Here is a 25,134-nt window from a genome sequence, read left to right as displayed (position 1 = left end):
ATGATTAACGAAATTCTTAAAGATGCAGAAGATCGAATGAATAAAGCGGTTTCTTCTGTTGAATCTGCGTTTAAAAAAATCCGTACAGGTCGTGCGCACCCAAGTATATTAGATCCAGTTAAAGTGAACTACTATGGTACAGAAACGCCTCTTAACCAAGTGGCTAACATTACGGTTGAAGACGCGCGTACTCTGGGTATTTCTCCTTGGGAAAGCAATCTTGTGCCAGAGATAGAAAAAGCGATTTTCAAATCCGACTTGGGATTAAATCCTTCCACTAGCGGTGGTCTTATCCGCATTCCTATGCCAGCCTTGACGGAAGAGACGCGTAAAAATTATTTCAAACAGGCCAAGAACGAAGCGGAAAATGGTCGTATTGCGATTCGTAATATTCGTCGTGATGCAAACGGAAGTTTGAAAGACCTAGTGAAAGAGAAAGAAATCTCCGAAGATGAAGAGCGTCGTGCTCAAGATCAAGTTCAAAAAATAACAGATAAGTATGTAGCTTTAGTGGAAGAGCGTCTTGCTGCAAAAGAAAAAGACTTGATGGAAATATAATAAAGGAGGCGGGCTTCGGCTCGCTTTTTTTATCGACTAGGGTGACGCTATGTCTGAATTAGATGGCGCTGATGTTGATTCAGTTGTCGGGCCTATGCATATTGCTATTATCATGGATGGCAATAACCGCTGGGCCAAAAAAAAACACCTGCCGAGTATCGCGGGTCATACAGCAGGTGCTTCCGCTGTCAGGAGAGTGGTTGAGGCGGCTGTTAGAGACGGCGTTAAAGTGTTAACGTTGTTTGCTTTTTCCAGTGAAAATTGGAAGCGTCCAAAGCTAGAGGTGGATGGGTTGATGGCGCTTTTTATGCGGTCTTTGAAAAAAGAGCTAAAGCGTTTAAACGAGCACAAAATAAGGCTGAGAGTGATTGGTGATCTTTCTGGCTTTAGTCACGGTTTGCAGAATCAAATTAAGAGTGTTGAAGAGGCAACAGCAAGCAACACTCAAATGACGCTGGTTATTGCTGCTAACTACGGTGGTCGTTGGGATATTGCTCAGGCTGCAAAGTCGATAGCTGAGCGTATTGCGTTAGGTGAGCTTGCTCCAGAAGATATTAATGAGACGGTGTTGGGTGAGCATATGCAGTTGGCCGATTTGCCACCGCCAGATTTGTTGATTCGAACCTCAGGGGAAGAGCGTATTAGTAATTTTCTACTTTGGCAGACCGCCTACTCTGAATTTGTCTTTCTTCCGGTATTATGGCCGGATTTTGAACAGCAACATTTTGATGAAGCTATTCAAATTTATCAAAATCGTCAACGTCGTTATGGTGGTCGATAACCATGTTACTCCCTCGAATTTTAAGTGCCATCGTGATGGCGGTGTTGTTTGTTTGTGCCGTTTTTGTTCTCAACGCTGTGCATTTTATTTTTGCTATGGCTGGAGTGGTTGTTTTAGCAGGCTGGGAATGGGCGCGTCTATCTGGTGTTTGTAATCAGCTGGGCCGTATTGTGTTTGCAACCTTTATTGGTGTTCTTTGCTTGTCTATTTTGAACTTAAATATTCATGAAATGTCACTGTATGTGAGCCCGATTTTATGGGGTTTGGCCTTATATTGGGTCATGAAATATCCAGCGCTTCTTTTCTGGCAGCATACCTTTAGTCGCTTATTGTTTGGTGTGTTGGTGTTAGTAACGACTTGGTCGGCATTGGTTGTGTTAAGGCAGTCTGACAATTTTTTAGTGTGGGTGCTGCTGTTGATGGGGTTAATATGGGGAGCCGATTCAGGTGCCTATTTCGTCGGGCGAGCTTTTGGTAAAAGAAAGCTGGCTCGCTTCGTGAGCCCTGGTAAGTCATGGGAAGGTGTAGCAGGCGGTTTGGTGCTGACGCAAATCGGTGTGGCTGTGTTTGCCTTATTGAGTGATTTTACGTTTGTACAGTGGTGTGTATTGTCGTTTATTGCTTTATTGACTTCTTCCGTCTCTGTCTTAGGCGATTTAACAGAGAGTCTATTCAAGCGACACGAGCAATTAAAAGATTCAAGTCACCTTATTCCTGGACACGGTGGTGTTATGGATCGTGTCGATAGTTTGACGGCGGCAGCCCCTATTTATGTATTGTTATTAAGTTTGACTGGATGGCTTTGATGCAAGGTATTTGCTTATTAGGCGCGACAGGTTCCATTGGTCAAAGCACGTTAGATATCATAGCGCTGCACCCAGATAAATTTTCCTTGATTAGCGCTTCGGCCAATGAAAGCGTTGATAAAATGGCGGAAATATGTCGCCGCTTTAAGCCCCAGCGTGTGGTAATGGGGTCTAAGCAGGCTCGTGATCAGCTGGCTCTAAAGTGTCAAGGTTTGACCACGTCATTTGAGTGGGGAGAAGAGGCATTGGACTCTATTGCCGCTGATCCCGACGTTGATCAAGTGATGGCGGCTATCATGGGCTTTGCTGGGCTAAAGCCAACATTGGCCGGCATACGTGCGGGCAAGCGCATACTTCTGGCAAACAAGGAATCTCTGGTGACAGCGGGCAAATTGTTTATGGATGAAGTCGCAAGGCATAATGTAGTATTGCTGCCAATTGATAGTGAGCATAATGCTATTTTTCAAAGCTTGCCCCAGAGTTCTGTTGGTGCCCATAAAAAAGATGTTGCTAAAATTATCCTAACTGCTTCAGGTGGTCCTTTTAGGGCTTGGTCTTTAGAAGACATGGCTTCAGTGACCCCCGAGCAAGCTTGCAAACACCCTAATTGGTCTATGGGGCAAAAAATATCGATTGATTCAGCGACTTTGATGAATAAAGGGCTGGAGTTAATCGAAGCGTGTTGGTTATTTGATGTGACGCCAAATGAGATAGAGGTCGTTGTTCATCCGGAAAGCATTATTCACTCAATGGTTTCTTATGTTGATGGCTCTGTGCTAGCGCAGATGGGCAACCCTGATATGAAGATACCTATTGCTTATGGTATGAGTTGGCCTGATCGGATTGATACCAGCGTGGCACCATTAAATCTTGTGGAAATATCTCGCTTGAACTTTGATGCACCTGATTTAATGCGTTTTCCGAACCTGCAATTAGCAGCTGATGCTTGGTTTGCAGGTGGTACGGCTATGGCTGTGTTGAATGCGGCGAATGAGGTTGCTGTAGCGGCTTTCTTAAATCGTCAGATTCGCTTTTTAGATATTGCTCGCATTAATGAGCAGGTACTGGCTGGTGCTAATATCGTAACGGTTAATACCCTTGATGATGTTTTCGAGGCGGATCTTTATTCACGTCGCCTGGCTCTTGATGTGATCACTCGTGGGCGTTTTTTATGATACTAAATATCCTTTCTATTATTGTTGCTTTAGGCCTTTTAATTACTTTTCATGAGTTTGGCCACTTTTTTGTTGCGCGTCGTTGCGGTGTGAAAGTATTGCGTTTTTCGGTTGGTTTTGGAAAACCCATTTACCGTTATGTGGGGAAGACGGGGACTGAATACACGCTAGCGATGATTCCATTGGGTGGTTATGTTCGTATGCTGGATGAGCGTGAGGGTAATGTGCCTGAAGCCTTACGCAGCCAGGCGTTTAACACCAAAACAGTTTGGCAGCGTATTGCTATTGTCGCAGCAGGGCCTATTGCCAATTTCATTTTGGCGATCATTATTTATGCGTTAGTGGCTTTGCTTGGTATTCAGTCACTTGCACCGAAAGTCGGTGATGTTGCGGCTAATACGCCATTGGCACAGACCCAGATTCAAGCAGGGGATGAGCTTATTTCTATTGCGGATCAAGCTGTTGTCTCTTGGGAAGATGTAAATTTAGTGCTAGCGGGCTTGATCGGAAAAACAGGAACCATTATCGTTCGTTACCAGGTTGATGGTCGAGATTATCAGCAAGAGGAGGCGGTTCGATTAGATCGCTGGTTGGTTGGAGAGGAGCCTAACAACCTAATCCAAGCGTTTGGGGTCGTGCCATGGCGACCTGACGTGTTGCCTATCATTGCACAGGTTGTAGAGGATGGGGCTGCAGCGAGTGCAGGTTTTCAGGCGAATGACAGAATTTTGAGCGTGAACGAGCAATCTATATCAAATTGGCAGCAGGTCGTTGCATTGGTGCAAGCCAGTCCAAATAAGGCGCTTGATGTTGAGGTTCAGAGAGGGCAAGACGTTGTTAAATTATTATTATTGCCCAAATCCACGGAGCAAAATGGTAAGCTGATAGGGTATGCTGGACTAGCGGTTGTTCCACCTCAATTAGATGAGAGTGCTGTTAGAGAGCGCCATTATGGTCCATTTGAGGCAATTTCTTATGGTGTTGAACAAACGTTTAAGATGGTATCTTTGACAGTTTCTTCCGTCGGTAAGATGCTACAAGGCTTGATATCGGTTGATAATTTATCTGGGCCGATAACGATCGCCAAGGTGGCGAGCGCATCTGCAGACTCTGGTTTGCAGTCTTTTTTGAAATTCATGGCTTACCTCAGTGTCAGTTTGGGTGTGCTTAATTTGTTGCCTATTCCCATGTTGGATGGTGGGCATTTAGTATTTTTCGGCATTGAAGCTATACGCCGCAAGCCAGTTTCTGAAAAAATTCAGGCTATGGCTTATCGGGTTGGTGCTTCTCTTTTATTTGCTCTAATGGCTGTTGCCATTTTTAATGATATTGCCCGCTTGTAGAGAGGTATATGTGAAAGTCGTTTCAGTAGTATTTTTGGCTTTAATAAGCGTGCAGAGTGTTGCAAAAACCGTAGAGGATGTGCGAATTGATGGCCTAGTTCAAATGCCATCGGCTAGAGCATTTGATGTAATCGGCTTTGATAAAAGCGAGTCTTATGATTCCAGCAAGGTCTATCAAGCGATTAGCTCACTTTTTAACACAGGTTACTTTAGTGACATCGATGTGTATGAAGACAACAATGTATTAGTGTTTGATGTTGAGGAGCGTCCCTCCATTGGCAACCTGACGATTGAAGGAAATGAGCTAATCAAAACGGAAGACTTGGAGCGAGGCTTGAAGTTATCTGGCTTGGAAATTGGTGAAATATACAAACCAGAAACCTTGAACCAGATTGTTCAAGAGCTCCAGCGCCAGTATTATGCACTTGGTCGCTATAGCGCTAAGGTGGATATTTCTGTTGAGGAAATGCCTCGTAATCGTACCGGTATTGTTATTAACATTGATGAAGGCGATACGGCAAAAATCGTACATATCAACATCGTTGGCAACAAGGACTTTGATGAAGAAACCTTAACCAAAGACTTTGAATCAAGAGAAACCGGTTCTTGGAATCCTTTTAGCTCGGCAGATGAATACGCTAAAGCCAAAATAGAAGGAGATATCAATACTCTAAAGAGCTTTTATTTAGACAAAGGCTATTTAGATTTTAATGTGGTATCTAGTCAGGTGAGTTTGTCAGCGGATAAACGTGATGTTTATATCGTGATTAATGTCGAGGAAGGCAAACCTTATAACATTAATAATGTCTCTTTGAGCGGTAGTTTACCGATTGCAGAAGATCGTATCTGGAAACAAATTACGCAGAAAAGCGGCGACGTTTTTTCTCGTAGTGAAGTGACAAAGATTATTGAAGGGATTTCGACGGAGTTAGGTGACGATGGCTATTTGTTTACGAACGTCAATGTTATTCCAGAGAAACTTGACAATCATACTGTGAATCTCAGTTATCAAATCGCGCCAGGTCCAAAGGTTTACGTGCGTCGCATTACTTTTAGTGGTAATAGCGAGACTCAAGATGAGGTATTGCGTCGTGAGATGACTCAGTTTGAAGGGGCTTTGGCAACGCATTCTAAAATTCAATCCTCTAAGCGCCGTATTGAACGATTGGGCTTCTTTGGCAGTGTCGATTTAAGAACTCGACCTGTGGCGGGCACGTCAGATCAGGTAGATCTTGATGTTGTGGTTCAAGAGCAAGCATCTGGCAGTATTCAAGCAAGCATTGGTTATTCTCAAGAAGATGGTACTGTGTTGGGTTTTGGTGTTTCTAAGCGCAACTTCTTAGGGACAGGTAATAAATTATCGTTTAATGCGTCGCGAACAAATCAGACGCAAGATTATTCGATTAGTTACGATAACCCCTATTTTACCGTGGATGGTGTGAGCCGCGGTTTCCAAATATTTTATAAAACCAGTGATCATGCCGATGATGATGTTGAAGACTATGATCTTGATTCGATCGGAGCTGGTGTCAGTTATGGGTACCCCATTTCTGATACTCAGCGCTTGGCTTTTGGCATGACAGTAAAAGAAAGTACAGTGAAGTTGGGTTATGACCCTTCTAATGAAACAAAAGACTATGTTGAAACCCATGGTGATAACTATGACGATGTCATTGCCAGTTTGACTTGGAGTGATAGCGATTTAGTGGGTGGTGTGTTGCCAACAGATGGTTATTCAACCAGAGCAACCTTAGAGGTAGCTCTGCCAGTGGGTGATCAAGAATACACTAAGCTTGGTCTGACCTCTCAGCGTTATTGGAGTATGACAGATTCGAATTTATGGCTATTCCGCCTAAAAGGTCGTTTGGGTTATGGCTCTGGGTATGGTGATACGGATACTTTACCGTTTTTTGAAAACTACTTCGCTGGTGGCTCTTATTCGGTACGTGGTTATGGTGCGTCCTCATTAGGGCCAAAGAACTCATATGATGCCAGTTCAACAAACAGCAGTTCTGCACTGGGCGGTAATATACTGATGACGGGAACGGCAGAATTGATCTTTCCTCTACCGATGGTGGAAGATCATAAATCGGTCAGAACGGCTCTATTCCTAGATGGTGGTAACGTATTCACAGATACCTGTTTGGCTAGTAATGCCGCGTGTAATGAAGGTGTTGATTTGGCAGAAATTCGCTACAGTGTGGGTTTAAGCTGGACTTGGATTACACCGATTGCGCCATTGTCATTTAACTTTTCAAAACCTTTAAACTCAAAAGATGGTGACAAAACAGACTTTTTTCAGTTTCAGCTAGGTACCACTTTTTAATCTAGATAGCTTTTTTAGTAGGATATAAAATGAAAAATATATTAATGGTCATTTTTGCTCTGTGTTTGATAGGTAGTGTTCAGGCAACAGAGGTCGCTGTGGTGGACTTTAGAGCGGCTCTTTTGCAAAGTAATATTGGTCAGGAAGCGGCTAAAGAACCTAAGCAAAAAGTCGCGGCTATGGATGCTCGTTTGAAAAAAGAGCAAGAAGATCTTGAAGCGTCTGCCCAAAACTTAAAGCGTGATGAATTGACCTTGTCTGAAGAAGAGTTCAAAAAACGCCGTCAGCAGCTTGGAGAACGTCAAAATCAGATACGAGCGTTGGCGGCTAATATGCAGCGTCAGGCCAAAGAGCTTGAGCAACAGTTGATACAGTCGTTGACGCCAAAGGGCGAAGCGGCTTTAAAATCATTGATTGAAGAACGAAAATTGGACTTAGTGTTAAACAGACAATTAAGTTTATATGCCAATGCGGGTGCCGATATTACTGACGAGCTAGTAAAACGTATTAATAAGGACAACTAATCTATGAGTTATACGCTAGGGCAGTTGGCAGCCAATGTTCACGGTGTGGTAAAGGGAGACGAGGGTCTCATTATAGAAAAGCTAGGTACGCTTGAAAAAGCCACTGAACAAGAGTTGAGTTTTTTAGCGAACCCTAAATACCAAAATCATCTAGCGACGACTTCGGCAGGGGCTGTACTTGTTAAGACAGAAGAGCTTGCTCAATTAGTGGATAACGCTATTATTGTCTCAAACCCTTATTTAGCGTTTGCACAGTTGTCGCATTTATTTGTGCCCGCCACACAGTGTTGGTCTGGGGTTCACTCAAGTGCTGTAGTGTCATCTAATGCGTTATTAGGTCAGGATGTAACAATAGGCCCCAATGCCGTCATTGATGATGGCGCTGTCATTGCTGATGGTTGCATTATTGGTGCAGGCTGTGTCATTGGGCGAGGTGTTAGAATAGGTCAAAACACTCGACTGTATCCAAATGTTACGCTTTATCATGATGTCATGATTGGTGAGTCTTGCATTATTCACAGTGGCACTGTGATTGGTGCAGATGGTTTTGGTTTCGCGCCGGATCAGGGGCGTTGGGAAAAAATTGACCAACTGGGATCTGTTGTTATTGGCAATCATGTTGAGATAGGTGCCAACACCACAATCGATCGTGGTGCTATTGAAAACACGTTAATTGGCGATGGGGTTATCATAGATAATCAAGTTCAAATTGCTCATAACGTTATAATTGGTGATAATACAGCGGTTGCGGGATGTGTTGGTATTGCAGGCAGTACAAAAATAGGGGCCTTTTGTACCTTATCCGGAGGTGTGGGTCTTGCTGGTCATATCACGATAGTGGATCACGTACATATTACCGCGATGACAATGGTAACTAAGTCTATTTTAGAGGCAGGTTCTTACTCTTCTGGTATGGGCATGGAGCCAACCGCTAAATGGCGTCGCTCTGCCGCAAGGTTTAGAAGAATTGATAGTATGGCGAAGCAAATTTCAAAATTGGAACAAAAAATTAAAAAGCTTTCAGACAAAGGTTGATGTTTAATGATGGACGTAAATGAAATTCGTCAGTATTTACCTCATAGGTACCCATTTTTACTAGTAGATCGTGTTGTTGAGATAAATCTGAACGATTCCATTATTGCCTATAAAAATGTAACGATAAATGAGCCTTTTTTTAACGGTCATTTTCCTAATCATCCGGTCATGCCTGGTGTACTGATTATCGAAGCCATGGCTCAGGCTGCTGGCATATTAGGGTTCAAAACAATGGATAAGAAGCCAGAAGATGGCTCTATTTATTATTTTGTCGGCGCCGATAATACGCGCTTTAAACGCCCTGTTGTGCCTGGGGATCGTTTACAATTAGAAGCAAAGATTGTTGCTGAAAAGCGTGGTATTTGGAAGTTTGAATGTAGAGCAACGGTTGAGGGACAGCTGGCTTGCTCTGCGACTATTTTGTGTGCAGACAGGAAAATATAGTGGCGATACATCCAACTACTTTAATCGATTCGAAAGCAGAGATTGATCCCAGTGTGGAGATTGGTCCCTTTTGCGTGATCGGGCCGAATGTGAAAATTGGGGCTGGTAGTGTTATTAAATCTCATGTTGTTATCAATGGTCACACAACAATTGGGTGTAATAATGAAATTTACCAGTTTGCCTCTGTTGGAGAAGCGAACCAAGACAAAAAGTATAAGGGTGAACCAACACAACTTGTGATTGGTGACAATAATGTTATCCGTGAAAATGCCACGATTCATCGGGGTACTGTTCAGGATAATGGTGTCACCGTAATTGGTAGTCATAATTTGTTTATGGCGAGTACGCACGTTGGACATGACTGTATTGTGGGAGACCATAATATAATGGCTAATTTTGCGGCATTAGCGGGCCATGTTCGAGTCGGTGACCATGTCATTCTTGGCGGTTATACGGGAGTTCACCAGTTTTGTCAGGTTAACTCTTTCAGTATGTGTGGCATGGGGTCTATGGTGTCTAAAGATGTGCCTCGGTATGTCATGGTTTCCGGTAGCCCCGCGAAAGCACATGGTATGAACTTTGAGGGCATGCGCCGTCGAGGCGTGCCTGCTGAGATCATCCGAGCATTACGAACGGCTTATAAGACAGTGTACCTTAAAGGTTTAACGTTAGAGGCAGCCTTACAAGAGTTGGAAAAAGAAGGCGTGTTTGGCATTCCTGAAGTAGCTGACTTCACCTTGTCAATCCGGCACTCAAAACGTGGGATCGTCCGATAGACGTCATATTTTAAAAAGAAAACCCCGGACTGTTTCGGGGTTTTTTATTATAGAGGTTAGATAGATGCAAATGACGTCTGTGACACGTTATGTATTGGTTGCTGGTGAAGCGTCAGGTGATATTTTAGGGGCTAATCTCATTGCCCATTTGAAAGCTTTGCAACCCGATGCCGTATTTGAAGGCATTGGTGGACCGCTAATGGAAGCGCAGGGTTTGAAAAGCTTGGTGCCGATGGATCGCCTTTCTGTGATGGGGTTAGTGGAGGTTTTGGGGCGTTTACGAGAATTGCTTGGTATCCGAAAGCGCTTGTACACTGCTTGCTTACAGAACCCACCAACGGCTTTTATAGGCATAGATTCTCCCGACTTTAATATGCCTTTAGCTCGTAAGCTTAAACAGGCAGGCATACCAACAGTTCATTATGTTAGCCCTTCAGTATGGGCATGGCGTCAGAAGCGTATTTTTAATATTAAAAAATCCGTTGATCTTATGTTGGCCTTATTTCCTTTTGAACTGCCGATTTATCATCAGCATGATATTCCAGTGGTTTGTGTTGGTCATACGTTGGCCGACGATATTCCTTTTGAAAGCGACGCTGTTGCTGCGCGAAAGACATTAGGGTTAGTGGGCATTCGAGGTCCGGTGTTTGCTATTTTACCGGGTTCTAGAGAAGGGGAAGTGGCTCGTTTGGCTCCCCTTTTTATAGAGGCGATGAAGTTAATTAAGCAAAAAGAGACGAGCGCCACTTTTTTAATACCGGCTGCAAACGCTGAAAGGCGATTACAGATTGAGGCGATGTTGCAAGAAGCGAATGCAGAAGCCATTCTGATTGATGGTCAGTCACGCACCGTGATGATGGCCGCCGATGCGATTTTGTTGGCTTCGGGTACGGCAGCATTGGAAGCAATGCTCGTAAAACGGCCTATGGTTGTTTCATACCGAGTTAATGCCCTGACCTACGCTATTATGAAAAGGATGGTGAAAGTACCTTATGTGTCTTTGCCAAATTTATTGGCGAACGAAACGTTAGTGCCTGAGCTGTTACAGGATGCGGCGACACCTGGCAATTTAGCTGCGCGTTTGTTGCAGACTTGGCGGTCTTTTACAGGGGACAAAGCGATCCAAGCTAAGTATTTGGATTTGCATAAAATGTTACGTAAAAATGCGGGTGCCCAAGCGGCTCAGGCGATTGTTTCTATGCTTAATAAAGAGACAAAATAATGGAGCCATTTGTTAGTCAGGTATATTTTGGTGATTTGTTGGCGGGGGCGGATGAAGCTGGACGAGGGCCGTTAGCTGGCGAGGTCGTTGCGGCCGCCGTGATTCTTGATCCATTACGTCCTATTAAGGGGTTAGCTGACTCTAAAAAGCTCAGTGAAAAAAAACGTGACGCCTTATTTATCGAAATCCAAGAAAAAGCGTTGGCTTACGGTATTGCCAGTGCTTCGATAGAGGAAATTGATACTATCAATATTCTTCACGCCAGTATGCTAGCTATGTCTCGTGCGGTTGCTTTACTCTCCGTTGTGCCGGAACATGTTCTTATCGACGGTAATCGTATTCCTCTCCATTTACCGTGTTCAGCAGAAGCCGTTGTTAAGGGGGATGCACGGCAGGCTGCGATTTCGGCGGCGTCTATTTTAGCCAAAGTCACTCGAGATAGAGACATTACTAAAGCCGCAGAAATTTACCCGCAGTATGGCTTTGACAAACACAAGGGCTACCCAACCGCACAGCATCTTGAAGCGATTCGTCGATATGGTATTACACCCATTCATAGACGTAGCTTTGGCCCAGTTAAAAAGATTTTAGAGGGATAATATTTTGTCCACATCATTTATACATTTACGAGTCCATACGGAGTTTTCTTTAGTTGACGGCTTAGTAAAAATCAAAGGCTTGCTTGGCACGACTGAATTTATGTCCATGCCAGCGGTTGCCATTACGGATGAAAATAATCTTTGTGGTTTTGTGCGTTTTTACAAAGGTGCGATGGAAAAAGGTATTAAGCCCATCTGTGGTGCTGATGTCATGGTTGCGGAAGACGATGAGGTAGAGTCGAGATATCGTTTTACTTTATTGGCGACGTCTAATAAAGGCTATAAAAATATTATTGCCATTATTTCGAAAGGCTATCAACTAGGGCAAGTAGAGGGACGTCCTATTGTTCAGCGGGAATGGATAGAGGCCCATAGTGAAGATGTGATTGCTCTGTCTGGTGCAGGGTTTGGCGATATCGGCTATTTATTACAGAAAGGCCGTAATGAGCAGGCCAGAAGCCGAATGGCTCATTGGATGTCGGTGTTTCCTGATCGCTTTTATATTGAGCTGCAACGAACCAGTCGCCCAGGTGAGGAGAGCTATATACACGCTGTTGTCCCTTTAGCGAGCGAGCTTGACTGTCCCGTCGTGGCAACGAATGATGTACGCTTTTTAAAGCGAGAAAACTTTGAAGCACATGAAGCGCGAGTATGTATTCACGATGGTGTGACCTTAGACGACCCTCGACGCAAGCGTCGTTACTCCGAAGAGCAATATTTTAAAACGCCAGACGAAATGGCAGAGCTTTTTCAAGATATTCCTGAAGCGCTAGAAAATACCGTAGAAATTGCGAAGCGTTGCAGTGTTGATGTTTTGTTGGGTGAGTATTTTTTGCCAGATTATCCCGTGCCAGAAGGCATGACGATGGAAGCGTTCTTTAGCAAGCTATCCTACGACGGTCTGATAGAACGTTTCGATTTTCTAACCAAAAAATATGGCGAACGCATTGAAAAAAGGCGTCAGGAATATTGGGATCGTTTGGAGTTTGAATTAACCATTATCAATCAAATGGGATTTCCTGGTTATTTCTTGATTGTAATGGACTTTATCCAATGGGCGAAAGACAACGGTATACCCGTTGGCCCCGGTCGTGGTTCTGGTGCCGGTTCTTTGGTGGCTTATGCGCTTAAAATTACCGATCTTGATCCACTGGAATACGATTTATTATTCGAACGATTCTTAAACCCAGAGCGGGTATCTATGCCTGACTTTGATATTGACTTCTGCATGGATAATCGGGATCGAGTGATCGATTATGTTTCTCGTACTTATGGTCGAGATGCGGTGTCTCAGATCATTACTTTTGGTGCCATGGCGGCAAAAGCGGTGGTTCGAGATGTCGCTAGGGTACAGGGTAAGCCATATAGTTTGGGGGATAAGTTATCGAAGCTTATTCCGTTTGAAATTGGTATGACGCTTAAAAAAGCCTTGGAAGAAGAACCTGCGTTACCTGAGTTTTTGGCCAGTGATGAAGACGCCGCCGAAGTGATGGAAATGGCGATTTCTTTGGAAGGCGTGGTGCGTAACTTTGGTAAGCATGCGGGGGGGGTGGTAATTGCACCAACCAAGCTGATTGACTTTGCTCCCCTCTATTGTGAAGAAGACGGTTCGGGTCTGGTTACCCAATACGACAAAAACGATGTTGAGGAAGCTGGTTTAGTCAAATTTGACTTCTTGGGGTTAAAAACATTGACCGTTGTGGATTGGGCGGTGAAAAACATTGATGCGATCAATGCCCTAGAAGGAAAACCACCGTTAGATATTGCGCTGATTGATTTGGAAGATCAGTCAACGTACGAGCTGCTAAAACGGGCTGAGACGACCGCGGTATTCCAGCTGGAATCTCGTGGTATGAAAGAGTTAATCAAGAAGCTTCTACCCTCGCGCTTTGAAGATATTATCGCCTTGGTGGCTTTATATCGTCCAGGGCCATTGGGCTCAGGCATGGTGGATGACTTTATCAACCGTAAGCATGGTCGTGCAGAGCTTGCCTTTCCCCATCCTGATTATCAGCATCAAGACTTGATTCCGGTGTTGGAACCGACTTACGGCATTATTTTGTATCAAGAGCAAGTAATGCAGATTGCCCAGGTGCTGGCCAAGTTCTCCCTAGGTGGTGCTGACTTACTGCGTCGTGCTATGGGTAAGAAAAAAGCCGAGGTTATGGCGGAGCAGCGCTTAATCTTTATGGAAGGCGCACTCAAAAACAATGTCGATAGAGATTTATCAGGCAACATTTTTGACTTGATGGAGAAATTTGCTGGTTATGGTTTTAACAAATCGCATTCGGCAGCGTATGCACTGGTTTCCTATCAAACCGCGTGGTTAAAAAATCATTATCCCGCGCCTTTTATGGCGGCGGTTTTGTCTGCCGATATGCAGAATACGGATAAAATCGTTATTTTTATTGAAGAATGTCGTTCAATGAAATTGGCGCTAGAGCTGCCGAATGTGAATGAGTCCGTGTTCAAATTTACCGTAAATCCAAAAGGATCAATCGTCTATGGTCTAGGGGCCATTAAAGGCGTGGGCGAAGGTCCTATTGAAGCGATTGTAGAAGCACGGAAAGAGGGGCCATTTGAACATATTTTTGATTTTTGCCAGCGTGTTGGTCGTAAAATAAATAAGCGTGTTATGGAGGCCTTAGTGCGTTCGGGTGCCTTTGATACCATAGGGCCCAATCGCGCCACTTTATTTGCTTGCATCGATGAAGCCTTGAAAAGGGCCGTGCAGGATGCAAAAAACCAAGACGCAGGTATGATGGATTTATTTGGTGTCGCGGTAGAAGAAAACGCACAAGATGCCTATAAAGAAATAGGTATCCAACATGAATGGACGCCACGTCAGCGCCTTGATGGTGAGAAAGATACGCTTGGTTTGTATGTGACAGGCCACCCGATAGATGAGTACGAAAAAGAGATTCGTCGCTTTGTTCGTTCAAAAATTGTGGATTTACAGCCTAAGCGTGGCGATACGCAGATCATGGCGGGTTTGATCGTAGACTTGCGCATTACCAAGAGTAAAAAAGGTGGTAACATCGCCTTTGTTACATTAGATGACCGTTCTGCTCGGATTGAAGTAACGGTGTTTCCTGATAATTACGACACTTTTAAAAACGTTATCGTTAAAGATGAGGTGGTGGTTGTTGAAGGGGAAATTACCGTAGATGAATTTCGTGGCGGTCAGAAAGTGATTGCTCGTAATATTCTTGATATTGCTCAGGCACGTGTGCGTTATGTGGAAGCGTTGCGGATTACGTGGACATCAGACACTGTCACGCCAAACGAAATACAAGCCTTGGCAAACGCCATGGCGTCTTATCGTGGTGATGGTTGTGATGTGGTGATTGGCTTTGATACGCCCCAAGCATGCGGCGATATTCGTTTAGGAAGTGGTTGGAAAGTTCGGCCGGATGACGAATTAATTCATCAACTTCAGAAACAATACGGTAAACAAAATGTTCAGTTAGTGTATACTTAGTCTCATTTAATAGTTTTTGCAATGGAATGCGGCGTCGAGACGCGCCTAGTAGAGCTGTGGGACAAGAGGCTATCGCCTTTTGTCTTTGAATTTGATGGCAACCAAACAGTAGTGTAATTAAACATGAATTTAAATTATCTCCCTTTTGAGCAGCCGATTGCTGAGCTCGAACAAAAAATTGAAGAGTTGCGTTTAGTCGGTAATGACAATGAACTCAACATAAGCGATGAAATTAGTCGTCTTGAAGATAAGAAAATAGCATTAACCAAGAGCCTATTTAGTAATTTAGGGGCATGGGAAGTTTCTCAATTAGCGCGTCACCCAAAGCGCCCATACACTCTTGATTATATAAAACATGCTTTTACCGATTTTGAAGAAATGCACGGTGACCGTCATTACGCCGATGATCGTGCGATCGTTGGCGGTATCGCGCGTTTAGATGGCCGCCCAGTGATGGTGATTGGTCATCAGAAAGGTCGTGAAGTAAAAGAAAAAGTATTGCGTAATTTTGGTATGCCTCGCCCAGAAGGTTACCGTAAGGCACTGCGTCTTATGGAAACGGCAGAGCGCTTTAATATGCCTATTGTGACGTTAATCGACACACCTGGGGCGTATCCTGGTATCGGTGCTGAAGAGCGCGGTCAAAGTGAAGCCATTGCCTTTAACTTGGCGGTAATGTCTCGCCTTAAAACACCGATCATTTCGACCGTAATCGGTGAAGGTGGTTCTGGTGGTGCCTTGGCGATAGGCGTTTGTGATGAGCTAATGATGTTGCAATACGGCACGTATTCCGTTATTTCACCTGAAGGCTGTGCGTCTATTTTATGGAAAAGTGCAGATCGTGCGTCTGATGCAGCAAAAGCCATGGGGATCACCGCCCAGCGTCTTCAAGAGCTAGGTTTTGTTGATACAATCATTCGAGAGCCTCTTGGTGGTGCGCATATTTCTCATGAAGAAATGGCACAAAGCTTAAAGAAAAATGTTTTAGCGGCGCTTGATCGTATGGAAGCGTTGACGACTGAAGAGCTACTGGCTCGTCGTTATAATCGTTTGATGTCCTACGGCTTGTAAGACGTTTCTATAATGAAAAGCCTCCTATAGTTAGGGGGCTTTTTTGTCTCTCATCCTATGTTTTGGATGCTTTGTCTATTGAGCTTGTGATGGCGTATTCTACATTGAAACCATTATCTTCCTTGTCTCCTCTTCTATTTAATATGAATTGGATTGACGCTGTATTTTCCGAAGAGGGAAGAGTGTGGGTTGGTTTTAGTGGCGGTGTTGATTCGCATGTTTTATTACACGCTTTGGTTAACCAAGTATCTGTTGAGCAGAAACAAAAAATCGCGGTTATTCACGTTCATCACGGTTTAAGTGCTAATGCAGATGCTTGGCTTAAACATTGCGAGTGTATTTGTGAACGCCTTAGCGTGCCTTATGTCGTTGAACGGGTACGATTAAAGGCGCAAGCTTCAGTCGAGGATGCCGCGCGTAATGCTCGTTATGAAGCATTCCAAAAGCACATGAGAGGACGCGATGTTATATTGCTTGCTCATCATGCGGGGGATCAAGTTGAAACCGTGTTATTTCGTTTGCTGCGAGGCACGGGAGGAAAGGGCTTAGCAGGCATTCCGCAAGAAAGGTTGCTTGGTAGTGGAACGGCGCGTTTGATTCGTCCTTTTTTAACCGCATCAAAAAATGATATTGAGGATTACGCACGGCAACATGGACTTGTTTGGATTCATGATGAGTCGAATCTTGACGGGCGTTTTACGCGTAATTTTCTTCGCCAAAGTGTTGTGCCCATTCTGACAGAGCGTTTTCCTAGCATGGAGCAAAATATAGTGTCTAGCACCCAGCGGATTACAACCGATTATGCGATGCTTGCTCAATTTGCTCAGCAACAGTTAGCCATGTGGTGTAATGAATTTGGTGGTTTGGATTTGTCGTATTTTGTCGAAAAATCGACAGACGAACGACTTTTTTGGTGGCGATATTTTCTACAGGGAAACGGCGTTTCATTGTCGCAATCTCAGTTAGAGAGCGTCGAAGCCATGTTTTCTAGTGCGCAAGATAAGCAGCCTGAATTTAGGTTCTCTCATGGCAGAGTGATGCGTCACCAAAATGCGGTCTATGTGCTTCCTATGGACGAAGATGTGACGCTGGCGCCATTGGTGTCCGGTGAAATGCTGTCACGTGCGTTTGATCAAATTTGCGTCCGTGGAAGCGATGGTTGTGTCTTAAAAGCTCGCCCCCAGGGGGAAAACCTTATGATGCCCAATGGTCAAACCCGAAAATTTAAAAAATGGCTTAATGACCAGGCGATTCCAAGCTGGTGGCGAGATCATTTGCCTTACTTGTATCATGGGGATACTTTGGTGGCGATTGGCGACCTTTGGCGGCATCCACATTATTCGCATCTCAACATCACATGGCAATTAAACAGGATTTTGCCGTTTCCAAAATAGAATTTTCATCTCGTTTTTTCGTATTATTGTGTTTTTATTTAGCTGTTAGCTGCACATTTTTTTGGTGTTATCTCGATATAATCCTATCCTTAATTTAGCACTATACTGTTTATCTTGTTTACACGGCCTGCCTTCTTTCTATGACAGGGTATTGATTATGCTTCAGACTGTTGTTTTTGGTGGGCTAGAGTTTAGTCCACTGGTCATTTATTTTCCGATTGCCTTTTTATTGGCGGCGCTGACACGTTTTATTCTCCATCGTTTGAACTGGTATGATCGCATTTGGCGGGTAGCTTGGTTTGAAGTGTCCTTGTTTGTTTGTTACTTGGCGTTCACTGTGTATGTATTAAATGGAAGGTAAATCAATGACGAAATATCTGCGTATTCTTTTGACTGTGTCGATAGTATTGCTGGCTGTTTTTGCTGGGCGTTGGGTGTGGAATGAATACATGCATTCACCGTGGACACGCGATGGCCGCGTGCGAGCGGATATCGTGACAGTGGCACCTGATGTTTCTGGATGGGTGACAAATCTGAATGTCATTAATGATCAAGCGGTTAAAAAAGGCGACCTGCTCTTTAGTGTGGATCAGCAGCGTTATCAAGCGGCACTCAATCAAAGCAAAGCCAACACAGAAAATGCTTTATATTCTTGGCAGCTAGCAAAGCATAAATATGAGCGACGTACTGCTTTGCGAAGCCAACACGCTATTAGTGATGAAGATTTGGAATCAGCACGAATCAACACTGATATTGCGAAAGCGAATTATGATTTGGCTGTGGCTCAAGAAATGACGGCACAGCTTAATTTAGATCGAACCCAGATACGTGCACCTGTGTCAGGGCAGATTATTAATTTGAACTTACATCAAGGTAATTATGTCGCTCAAGGTGTTGCGGTTTTTGCCATCGTACAATCTGATTCATTTTATGTGACCGGTTATTTTGAGGAAACTAAGATTCCACTTGTGCAGTTAAATCAACAAGCCAAGATCACTTTATTAAGCGGTGGTGAGCCTTTGATAGGCCATGTGGTTAGTATTGGTAAAGCCATTGCGAATATAAATACTCAGAGCAATGGGCAGCTTCTCCCGCAAATACAACAAACATTTAATTGGGTGCGTTTGTCTCAGCGAATCCCTGTCGACATAAAACTGGATTCTCTGCCTGATGGTATCCAGCTGAGTGCTGGTATGACCGCTACGATTCACCTTACTGAGTAGTAAGGAGAATCGTTTTGGGAATCGTCCTTCGTAATCTGTTTTTACCTGAAAAACAGGCGGTTATTTTTGCCCTTAAAGGTGTCATTGCCATGGCATTGGCACTAACAATAGCCCTTTCTTTAAATCTCGATCGACCGTATTGGGCGCTAGTGTCCGCTGTTTTTTTACAAATGCGCCCTGAAAGTGGTCTGGTGATTGAAAAGGCCATTTGCCAAATTGTCGGTACTGTCATTGGTGGCTTGTTTGGTATTTTTTTGTTGACGCAATTTATGTCTTATCCCTATGTGGCGCTGGGGGTACTGGCCTTATGGTTAGGATTGAATGCCGCTTTATCTGCTATGGTTCGTCAGGCTAATTTTGTGTATGCCTTTGCTATGGCTGCGGTGACCGCTGAAATCATCGTATTAATGGTCATGGTGAGCCCATCTACGGCCGATAGTCAGGCGGTGTTTGCGGTTGCACAGGCTCGAGTCAGTGAAATTGTTATTGGTTCTATTTGTGCCGGTGTGGTCAGTCATCTGTTTTGGCCCGTCAAAGTCAAAGACAGTCTGCAGCGACAAGCTAGGTCGGTGATTAATCAGACACTGCAATATTTGGTGACGGAGTTGGATAAATCCGGTACTCATGAGAACCGTCATACGCAAATAGATAGCATCATGGCGACCTTGGGTATGGTCAGTGAAGATTCCAGTGCGGTCAGTTACGAGGGACCAAAGGGGCCTGGGCGGACACGAGCCGCTAATCAATTGGCTCAGAAAGTCTTATCTTTGTTGGCATTAGTGCAAATTTTTGGTCGTTTGCAGCGGCGTCATGCTGAACTGATGACGCCAGTGTTAACTCAACTTCTTGATCGATTGAGAGACGCATTTGGGCGCATTGCGGAGTCAGATGATTTTGATTACTGCTTAGAGCAAGTGAAACTCTTGCGAAGTGACCTTAGCAATTATCGCTCGAATAATGACTCAGATGTGCCTTTTGAATCTCATATGTTGAATGTTGGGGCGGAGATTACTTCTGAGCTAACAGTATTGTTACGCGCTTTTCGCGCGTTAGAGGAGCGAGACAGTACGTTATTGAATGCGCCAAGTATGCAGACGTATCAAGATCCATTGGCTGGATTAATTATTGGTATTCGAACCACGATGGTGTTTTTGATTGGTGCCGCTATCTGGGTGGGCACTGGTTCTTCGGCTGCGTTGATGATCATGATTTTACCTGTTATTTTTTCCATCATGCTAGCAAGGTTGCCCCTGATGATTCTAAAAGTGGTTTTAAAAAGGCTGCTGGTTGGTGTTGTTGTGGCGTCGTTTGTGGCGATTTTCTTTGCACTTAACATATTGTCGCAAAGCTCTGGTCAATTGGAGATTTTATTACTGGTTTTGGCTGGGCCGTTTTTTATTGGTCTATTGCTTTTGGCCGATAGGCAAACGTTGCCCTACGGATTAGGGTTTTGTATCCCTTTTTCTATCCTTGTGAGTCCTAGTCGTGATATGAGTCGGCCCTTTTCTATCGACTATACACTGAGCTCAGCGATGGCAATTTTCGCTGGCGTGTGTATTTTATTTTGGGTGTTTCATCTCATTACCGGACCAAGTGTGCAGTTGTTAGTCCATCGTATTTTTAAAACAACCTATCAAGATTTATTAGCAATCAATCAGCAAGCTAGCCCAATAGCTTGGTATAACCGACGCATGGCGGATAGATTGTTGCGCTTAACCAATTATGATCAAGGCTCGAAATCGAGAGCGGTCACAGACTTGGCACTAACCGCTTTGAATCTTGGTCATGTTTCTATGCGTTTGCGCTCTATCTGTGAGGGTTTGGCAGGAAAGCCATTGTCGTCATTGCAACATTGGCAAGTGTCGTTGGCAAACGCTTTTTTGCTGGCAAGCAAAGGCCGCTGTGATGACCGCTTTGAAAAAGCTTGCCATTCTTTGTACGAGGAACTCATTGCTTTGGTGGAAGACACCACGCAGGTTGAGGCCATTCAAGGTATGTTCTTGCGGATCAACCTGACGTTTGAAAGAAGTGCTGACGCCATTGCCGCTCAAAAAGCATAGTGAACAATATGGCGCGAGAGAGTCTAGACGGCGCTAGACTCTTAACAGCCAATCCGCCTGATCTTTGTACGTTGCGACTAATTTTGCGTTTAGTCCATCGCTTTGATTTATTCTGTCCATAGCTTGTTCATGGCTGAAGTTCCAAGCTTTCATATGGCGTTTTGCTAAGCGCTCGATAGCGACTTCAACGGGGATGTCTAAAAACCAATGTTCGTCGAATAGGGTTTGAGACGCTTGCCAACCATCGTTTTGATGCAGCAAGTAGAGCCCTTCAATTAATATGACCTTTGTTTCTTTTTTGATGGTGAGATCGTCTTCAATCGGGTCACCTATGGCATGATCAAAACTTGGCCACAAAATATCGTCTTGCTGATAGCCTTGTTTAATAAGCGTAACGCGCTCGATAAAAGCGGTGCTATCGAATGTCCACGGAGCGCCTCGTCTTGCAAATGCCTCGTCTGCATTGGGTAGGGCGTTAAGTTGAGCTTTCGATAGGTGAAAGCCATCCATTGAAAGGCAAATGACTTGCGCATTTTGTTGCTGGATGAAATGGTTCAGCAAATAGTCTGATAGGGTGCTTTTGCCTGAGCCCGGGATGCCCGTTAAACCGATTAAAGTACGGTTTGGCTTGCTGGCGTAAGCTTGGATTTTAGCTAGGGCAATGTGTACATCGGCTGAATTTGCGTAGCTATCATTCATATCAAGGGCCATAAATTTTCCTGTTGTTGTTTTTTATCGCAGTACTTTAGCATGAAGTTATTATGTTGATTCGGCATTTTATGTGAACTGATTGATGGTTACCTCCGTACCTAAAGAAAACCACTAGAGTGTATTATCATGCAATTAAAAGAGCTTAAAAAAATTCCCCATATCGATAAAGTGAAGCTGCATTCTTTGGAGTCAAATTTGTATCAGCTGTCCGTCATCATAGGGGATAAAGAAGAGTATATAACAACCAATGAAGGGCGTTTTTTAACCAGCCATAACAAGTTAGACCTACAGGCTTTGTTTAAGGGCAAAAGTGTTGGCTCCATGGTGTTATGTCACCAGAGTGCTTATGATGAAATGGTTGGTCAGCCAATTGGTGTTGGTAACGCGTTAGAAGTGCCGCTTGGAAATACCGACTTAGCTTAAATGATTGAGTTTATGTTGTTTAAAACGTGCATCTTTTCGCCATTTTTTTCCATTTGAGAGAAAATTTTCGCGTAACCATGGGTGGCGTTGGCATGCTCTCGCATAATCGCTTCGGCACGGCTTCCTTGTCCGTTGTGGATGGCGTCAAACACGGCGTGATGTTGCATGTGGGCGAAATTAAAGCGGCGATACTCTTGAACCAAGTTGTTGCGATCGAAAGCCAAGGCACTAACCGATGCAAAAGGTAGGTGTTCATTACGGCTTAATGCTTCAGCGATGGCAGGGTTTAAACTGGCTTCGATAATTATTTGGTGAAAGCGCTGATTCATGTCGTGGTATATGGCGAGGTCTTGTTCATTGATGCTGCCTTTCGCAAACAAGTCATCGCCTTGTTTTAATAATTCTCGTAATTCATTGGTCTGTGCTTTCGATAGTGTATTTTCTGCTGCTTGCCTAGCGGCCAACCCTTCTAGTACGCCTCGCACTTCGATAGAGCCGCTAATTTCTGCCTGTGTTACTTGGCGTACCATGTAGCCTCGACCTGATAATTTGGTTAATAGGCCTTCTTGTTCTAGAGTGCGAAAAGCAATGCGAACAGGTGTCCGAGAAACCCCCAATTGCTCCGCTGTGGGAATTTCCGCAAGGCGTTGTCCTGACTCAAGCTCTCCGGACAAAATCATTTGTCGTAAACGGCTGATAACATGTTGGCCCGGTTTGCTCATTGAGTCTGCCTTTGTTTTATTAATAAAAAAATAATCATAACGTAAATACCGGAAAAAAAGTAATCATTGGATCCAATTGATAATCTTCTATTTTTCAACTGTTTAGCTTGTGAACTATTATTCATAATATAAATATTGGATCCAATTTATGCATAACCATCTTGTCTTATCAATTATTTTGACTATATTGGATCCAATAAATAAAAATAAAAGCAGGAGAATTCCAAATGAGTCAGCAAACTTATCCTAAAAATGCATGGTATGTGGCTGCCATGTCTGAAGAGGTGGCGGGCAGCCAGCCTCTTGGTCGTAAAATCTGTGGCGAAAGCATTGCTTTTTATCGTTCTCATGACAATGAGATTGCTGCGGTATTGGATTTTTGTCCACACCGCGGTGCGGCGTTGTCGCTAGGGTATGTCGAAGAAGGTCTTTTGGTTTGTGGGTATCATGGTTTAAAAATGGGCGCCGATGGCAAAACCAAAGAGATGCCGTTGCAGCGTGTAAAAGGCTTTCCTTGCATGAAGTCTTATGCGGTAGAAGAGCGTTACGGTTTCATTTGGGTGTGGCCGGGTGATCAATCACAAGCGGATAAAAGCTTGATTCCTCATTTAGAATGGGCGGTTAGTCCGGAATGGGCTTACGGTGGCGGTCTATACCATATCAACTGCGATTATCGTCTGATGATCGATAACCTTATGGACTTAACCCACGAAACGTATGTGCATGCGAGCAGCATTGGTCAAAAAGAAATTGATGAATCCCCCGTTTCTACCGAAGTAGAAGGCGACAAAGTGATTACCAGCCGTTTTATGGAAAATATTATGGCACCACCATTCTGGCAAGCCGCACTTCGTGGCAACGGACTGGCCGATAATGTCCCCGTTGATCGTTGGCAAATTTGTCGATTCAGTCCACCTTCCCATGTGATGATCGATGTGGGGGTTGCTCATGCTGGCAACGGTGGATTTGATGCGCCAGCAAATAAAAAAGCCAGTAGTACCGTCGTGGACTTTATCACGCCAGAAACCGAGACCTCAATTTGGTATTTTTGGGGAATGGCGCGTAACTTCAAGCCAGAAGACCAAGCGTTAACCGATACGATTCGAGAAGGGCAAGGTAAGATCTTTGCTGAAGATTTAGAGGTGCTTGAACGTCAGCAACAAAACCTTTTGGCGTTTCCTGATTATGATTTATTGAAGTTAGACATTGATGCGGGTGGTGTGCAATCAAGACGTATCATTGATCGACTGATTGCTAAAGAACAGTCCGCCAAGGCGTCCATTGCGGTGTCGCCTTCTCAGTCGTCTGCACCACTTCAAACAGTGTCATTTTAATATGATCAGTGCCAGCCAGAGAGTGGTTTTTATTTACTCTCAGGCTGGCGCCTAAAAAAAATAACAGGTCAGGAGAGGCAAATGATTCCGGTCATTGTAAGAAATGTTGTTATCGAAGCACAAGGTGTGGTTCGGCTTGTGCTAGGTTCTTTGGATGGCTCAGGGTTGCCCGCTTTTGAAGCTGGTGCGCATATTGACATTAAGTTGCCAAGTGGTTTGCTTCGTCAATATTCATTATGTCGTTTGCAAGTGGAAGCGCAGTATTATGAAATTGCGGTTTTGAAAGACCCGCAATCAAGGGGGGGATCGACCGAGGTGCATCGCTTGAAAATGGGCGATACCTTGTCGATAAGTGCCCCTAAAAATCACTTTCCATTAATAGATACAACGCGTCATAGCGTGTTAGTGGCTGGTGGTATCGGTGTCACACCTTTGTTGCCAATGGCGCAGCAGTTGCAAAAAATGGATTTGCCTTTCGAGTTTCATTACTGTGCGAAGTCACCAGACACGGCGGCATTTTCATCTGCGTTAAAAAGGGCTTCTTTTGCCGATAAAATGCATTTTCATTTTAGCCAAGTGGCGAGTTCTGGTCGAATGGATATGGTCGATGTTTTATCACGTCATTCGAATCACTCGGAATTGTATGTTTGTGGCCCCGCAGATTTTATTAATGACGTGTTGTTGCAGGCAAAAATGTTAGGTTGGCCTGAAGAGCGTATGCACAGAGAATTTTTTGCTGCGCCTGCTGTTGATGAGAATGTCGGTGAAAATACCGCGTTTAAAGTGAAAATTCATAGTACGGGTGAGGTCTTTGATGTCGAGGCTGATCAAAGCATTTTTGAAGTATTAGATAACAATGGTGTTTTTTTGGCGGTATCCTGTGAATCGGGTGTGTGCGGCACGTGCCAGACTGGTGTGATCGACGGTATTCCAGACCATCGAGATGTGTTTTTAACGGACCAAGAGCACGCCTCAGGAAAGCTAGTCATGCCGTGTTGTTCTCGTTCTAAAACGCCCATTTTAGAGCTAGACTTATAATGCTCGTCCATGAGTTTTGCTTTTCATATCGTATTGCCTCTTATTGCTGAGTCAGCGATTCTTCACTCAATGTAAAACAACTGTGTTT

Annotated in this window: 23 protein-coding genes; 21 read left to right on the top strand and 2 right to left on the bottom strand. The window is 44.1% G+C overall.

Annotation, left to right across the window (positions count from 1 at the left end):
* The 18 genes from frr (at position 1) to DK187_RS14170 (ending at position 20,818) form a co-directional block, all read left to right on the top strand.
* Complete coding sequence (gene frr / locus DK187_RS14255) at positions 1 to 558, top strand: ribosome recycling factor (RefSeq protein WP_111608020.1); 558 nt, start codon at positions 1 to 3, stop codon at positions 556 to 558.
* Positions 559 to 607: 49 nt separating this feature from the next.
* Entirely contained in the window at positions 608 to 1,339 is a 732-nt protein-coding gene (uppS, locus tag DK187_RS14250; protein WP_111608019.1) for a polyprenyl diphosphate synthase, read from the top strand.
* A gap of 2 nt (positions 1,340 to 1,341) precedes the next feature.
* Positions 1,342 to 2,145, top strand: a complete 804-nt coding sequence (locus DK187_RS14245) for a phosphatidate cytidylyltransferase (RefSeq protein ID WP_111608018.1) — start codon at positions 1,342 to 1,344, stop codon at positions 2,143 to 2,145.
* Positions 2,145 to 3,320, top strand: coding sequence for a 1-deoxy-D-xylulose-5-phosphate reductoisomerase (gene ispC / locus DK187_RS14240; RefSeq protein WP_111608074.1), 1,176 nt, complete (start codon positions 2,145 to 2,147; stop codon positions 3,318 to 3,320). Before DK187_RS14245 ends, ispC begins: the two co-directional genes overlap by 1 nt.
* The gene (rseP, locus tag DK187_RS14235) at positions 3,317 to 4,663 is read left to right on the top strand and encodes an RIP metalloprotease RseP (protein ID WP_111608017.1); all 1,347 of its coding nucleotides are present in this window, start codon (positions 3,317 to 3,319) and stop codon (positions 4,661 to 4,663) included. The genes ispC and rseP overlap by 4 nt, the downstream gene beginning before the upstream one ends.
* A gap of 10 nt (positions 4,664 to 4,673) precedes the next feature.
* Positions 4,674 to 6,989, top strand: a complete 2,316-nt coding sequence (gene bamA, locus DK187_RS14230; RefSeq protein WP_223232314.1) for an outer membrane protein assembly factor BamA — start codon at positions 4,674 to 4,676, stop codon at positions 6,987 to 6,989.
* A 29-nt stretch (positions 6,990 to 7,018) separates the two neighbouring features.
* Positions 7,019 to 7,513 carry an OmpH/Skp family outer membrane protein gene (locus DK187_RS14225; RefSeq protein ID WP_111608015.1) on the top strand — a complete coding sequence of 165 codons (495 nt, stop codon included), beginning with the start codon at positions 7,019 to 7,021 and terminating at the stop codon, positions 7,511 to 7,513.
* A gap of 3 nt (positions 7,514 to 7,516) precedes the next feature.
* Positions 7,517 to 8,548 (top strand): UDP-3-O-(3-hydroxymyristoyl)glucosamine N-acyltransferase, encoded by a 1,032-nt coding sequence (gene lpxD, locus DK187_RS14220; RefSeq protein ID WP_111608014.1) that lies wholly within the window; start codon positions 7,517 to 7,519, stop codon positions 8,546 to 8,548.
* A gap of 6 nt (positions 8,549 to 8,554) precedes the next feature.
* Positions 8,555 to 8,992, top strand: a complete 438-nt coding sequence (fabZ, locus tag DK187_RS14215) for a 3-hydroxyacyl-ACP dehydratase FabZ (RefSeq protein WP_111608013.1) — start codon at positions 8,555 to 8,557, stop codon at positions 8,990 to 8,992.
* Complete coding sequence (gene lpxA / locus DK187_RS14210; RefSeq protein WP_111608012.1) at positions 8,992 to 9,768, top strand: acyl-ACP--UDP-N-acetylglucosamine O-acyltransferase; 777 nt, start codon at positions 8,992 to 8,994, stop codon at positions 9,766 to 9,768. Before fabZ ends, lpxA begins: the two co-directional genes overlap by 1 nt.
* Before the next feature lie 64 nt (positions 9,769 to 9,832).
* Entirely contained in the window at positions 9,833 to 10,990 is a 1,158-nt protein-coding gene (gene lpxB / locus DK187_RS14205) for a lipid-A-disaccharide synthase (protein ID WP_111608011.1), read from the top strand.
* Positions 10,990 to 11,589, top strand: coding sequence for a ribonuclease HII (rnhB, locus tag DK187_RS14200; RefSeq protein ID WP_111608010.1), 600 nt, complete (start codon positions 10,990 to 10,992; stop codon positions 11,587 to 11,589). Before lpxB ends, rnhB begins: the two co-directional genes overlap by 1 nt.
* A 4-nt stretch (positions 11,590 to 11,593) precedes the next feature.
* Positions 11,594 to 15,070 carry a DNA polymerase III subunit alpha gene (dnaE, locus tag DK187_RS14195; protein WP_111608009.1) on the top strand — a complete coding sequence of 1,159 codons (3,477 nt, stop codon included), beginning with the start codon at positions 11,594 to 11,596 and terminating at the stop codon, positions 15,068 to 15,070.
* A gap of 123 nt (positions 15,071 to 15,193) precedes the next feature.
* The gene (gene accA, locus DK187_RS14190) at positions 15,194 to 16,141 is read left to right on the top strand and encodes an acetyl-CoA carboxylase carboxyl transferase subunit alpha (RefSeq protein ID WP_111608008.1); all 948 of its coding nucleotides are present in this window, start codon (positions 15,194 to 15,196) and stop codon (positions 16,139 to 16,141) included.
* Positions 16,142 to 16,230: 89 nt separating this feature from the next.
* On the top strand, positions 16,231 to 17,535 hold the full coding sequence (tilS, locus tag DK187_RS14185) for a tRNA lysidine(34) synthetase TilS (protein ID WP_111608073.1): 1,305 nt from the start codon (positions 16,231 to 16,233) through the stop codon (positions 17,533 to 17,535).
* Between the two features lie 157 nt (positions 17,536 to 17,692).
* The gene (locus DK187_RS14180) at positions 17,693 to 17,896 is read left to right on the top strand and encodes a DUF1656 domain-containing protein (RefSeq protein WP_111608007.1); all 204 of its coding nucleotides are present in this window, start codon (positions 17,693 to 17,695) and stop codon (positions 17,894 to 17,896) included.
* Between the two features lie 4 nt (positions 17,897 to 17,900).
* A complete protein-coding gene (locus DK187_RS14175) occupies positions 17,901 to 18,758 on the top strand; it encodes an efflux RND transporter periplasmic adaptor subunit (protein ID WP_111608006.1) in 858 nt (285 codons plus the stop codon).
* Between the two features lie 14 nt (positions 18,759 to 18,772).
* Positions 18,773 to 20,818: an FUSC family protein gene (locus DK187_RS14170; protein WP_111608005.1), complete on the top strand. Its 2,046-nt coding sequence runs from the start codon at positions 18,773 to 18,775 to the stop codon at positions 20,816 to 20,818.
* A 33-nt stretch (positions 20,819 to 20,851) separates the two neighbouring features.
* On the opposite strand, the gene DK187_RS14165 is transcribed toward DK187_RS14170, so the two are convergent.
* Entirely contained in the window at positions 20,852 to 21,529 is a 678-nt protein-coding gene (locus DK187_RS14165) for a nucleoside/nucleotide kinase family protein (RefSeq protein WP_111608004.1), read from the bottom strand.
* 126 nt (positions 21,530 to 21,655) lie between these two features.
* On the opposite strand from DK187_RS14165, the gene DK187_RS14160 reads away from it, so the two are divergent.
* A complete protein-coding gene (locus DK187_RS14160; RefSeq protein ID WP_111608003.1) occupies positions 21,656 to 21,952 on the top strand; it encodes a DUF6482 family protein in 297 nt (98 codons plus the stop codon).
* Here DK187_RS14160 and DK187_RS14155 read toward each other — a convergent pair.
* Entirely contained in the window at positions 21,949 to 22,674 is a 726-nt protein-coding gene (locus DK187_RS14155) for a GntR family transcriptional regulator (protein ID WP_111608002.1), read from the bottom strand. The genes DK187_RS14160 and DK187_RS14155 overlap by 4 nt on opposite strands.
* Positions 22,675 to 22,901: 227 nt before the next feature.
* On the opposite strand from DK187_RS14155, the gene DK187_RS14150 reads away from it, so the two are divergent.
* Positions 22,902 to 24,008, top strand: coding sequence for an aromatic ring-hydroxylating dioxygenase subunit alpha (locus DK187_RS14150; protein ID WP_111608001.1), 1,107 nt, complete (start codon positions 22,902 to 22,904; stop codon positions 24,006 to 24,008).
* Positions 24,009 to 24,089: 81 nt separating this feature from the next.
* Entirely contained in the window at positions 24,090 to 25,046 is a 957-nt protein-coding gene (locus DK187_RS14145; protein ID WP_111608000.1) for a PDR/VanB family oxidoreductase, read from the top strand.
* The last annotated feature ends 88 nt before the right edge of the window (positions 25,047 to 25,134 follow it).

The organism is Marinomonas arctica, from assembly GCF_003259225.1.
Taxonomy (GTDB): domain Bacteria; phylum Pseudomonadota; class Gammaproteobacteria; order Pseudomonadales; family Marinomonadaceae; genus Marinomonas; species Marinomonas arctica.
Note: the sequence above shows the minus strand (reverse complement) of the source record. Positions and strands in the feature narration are given on the sequence as shown.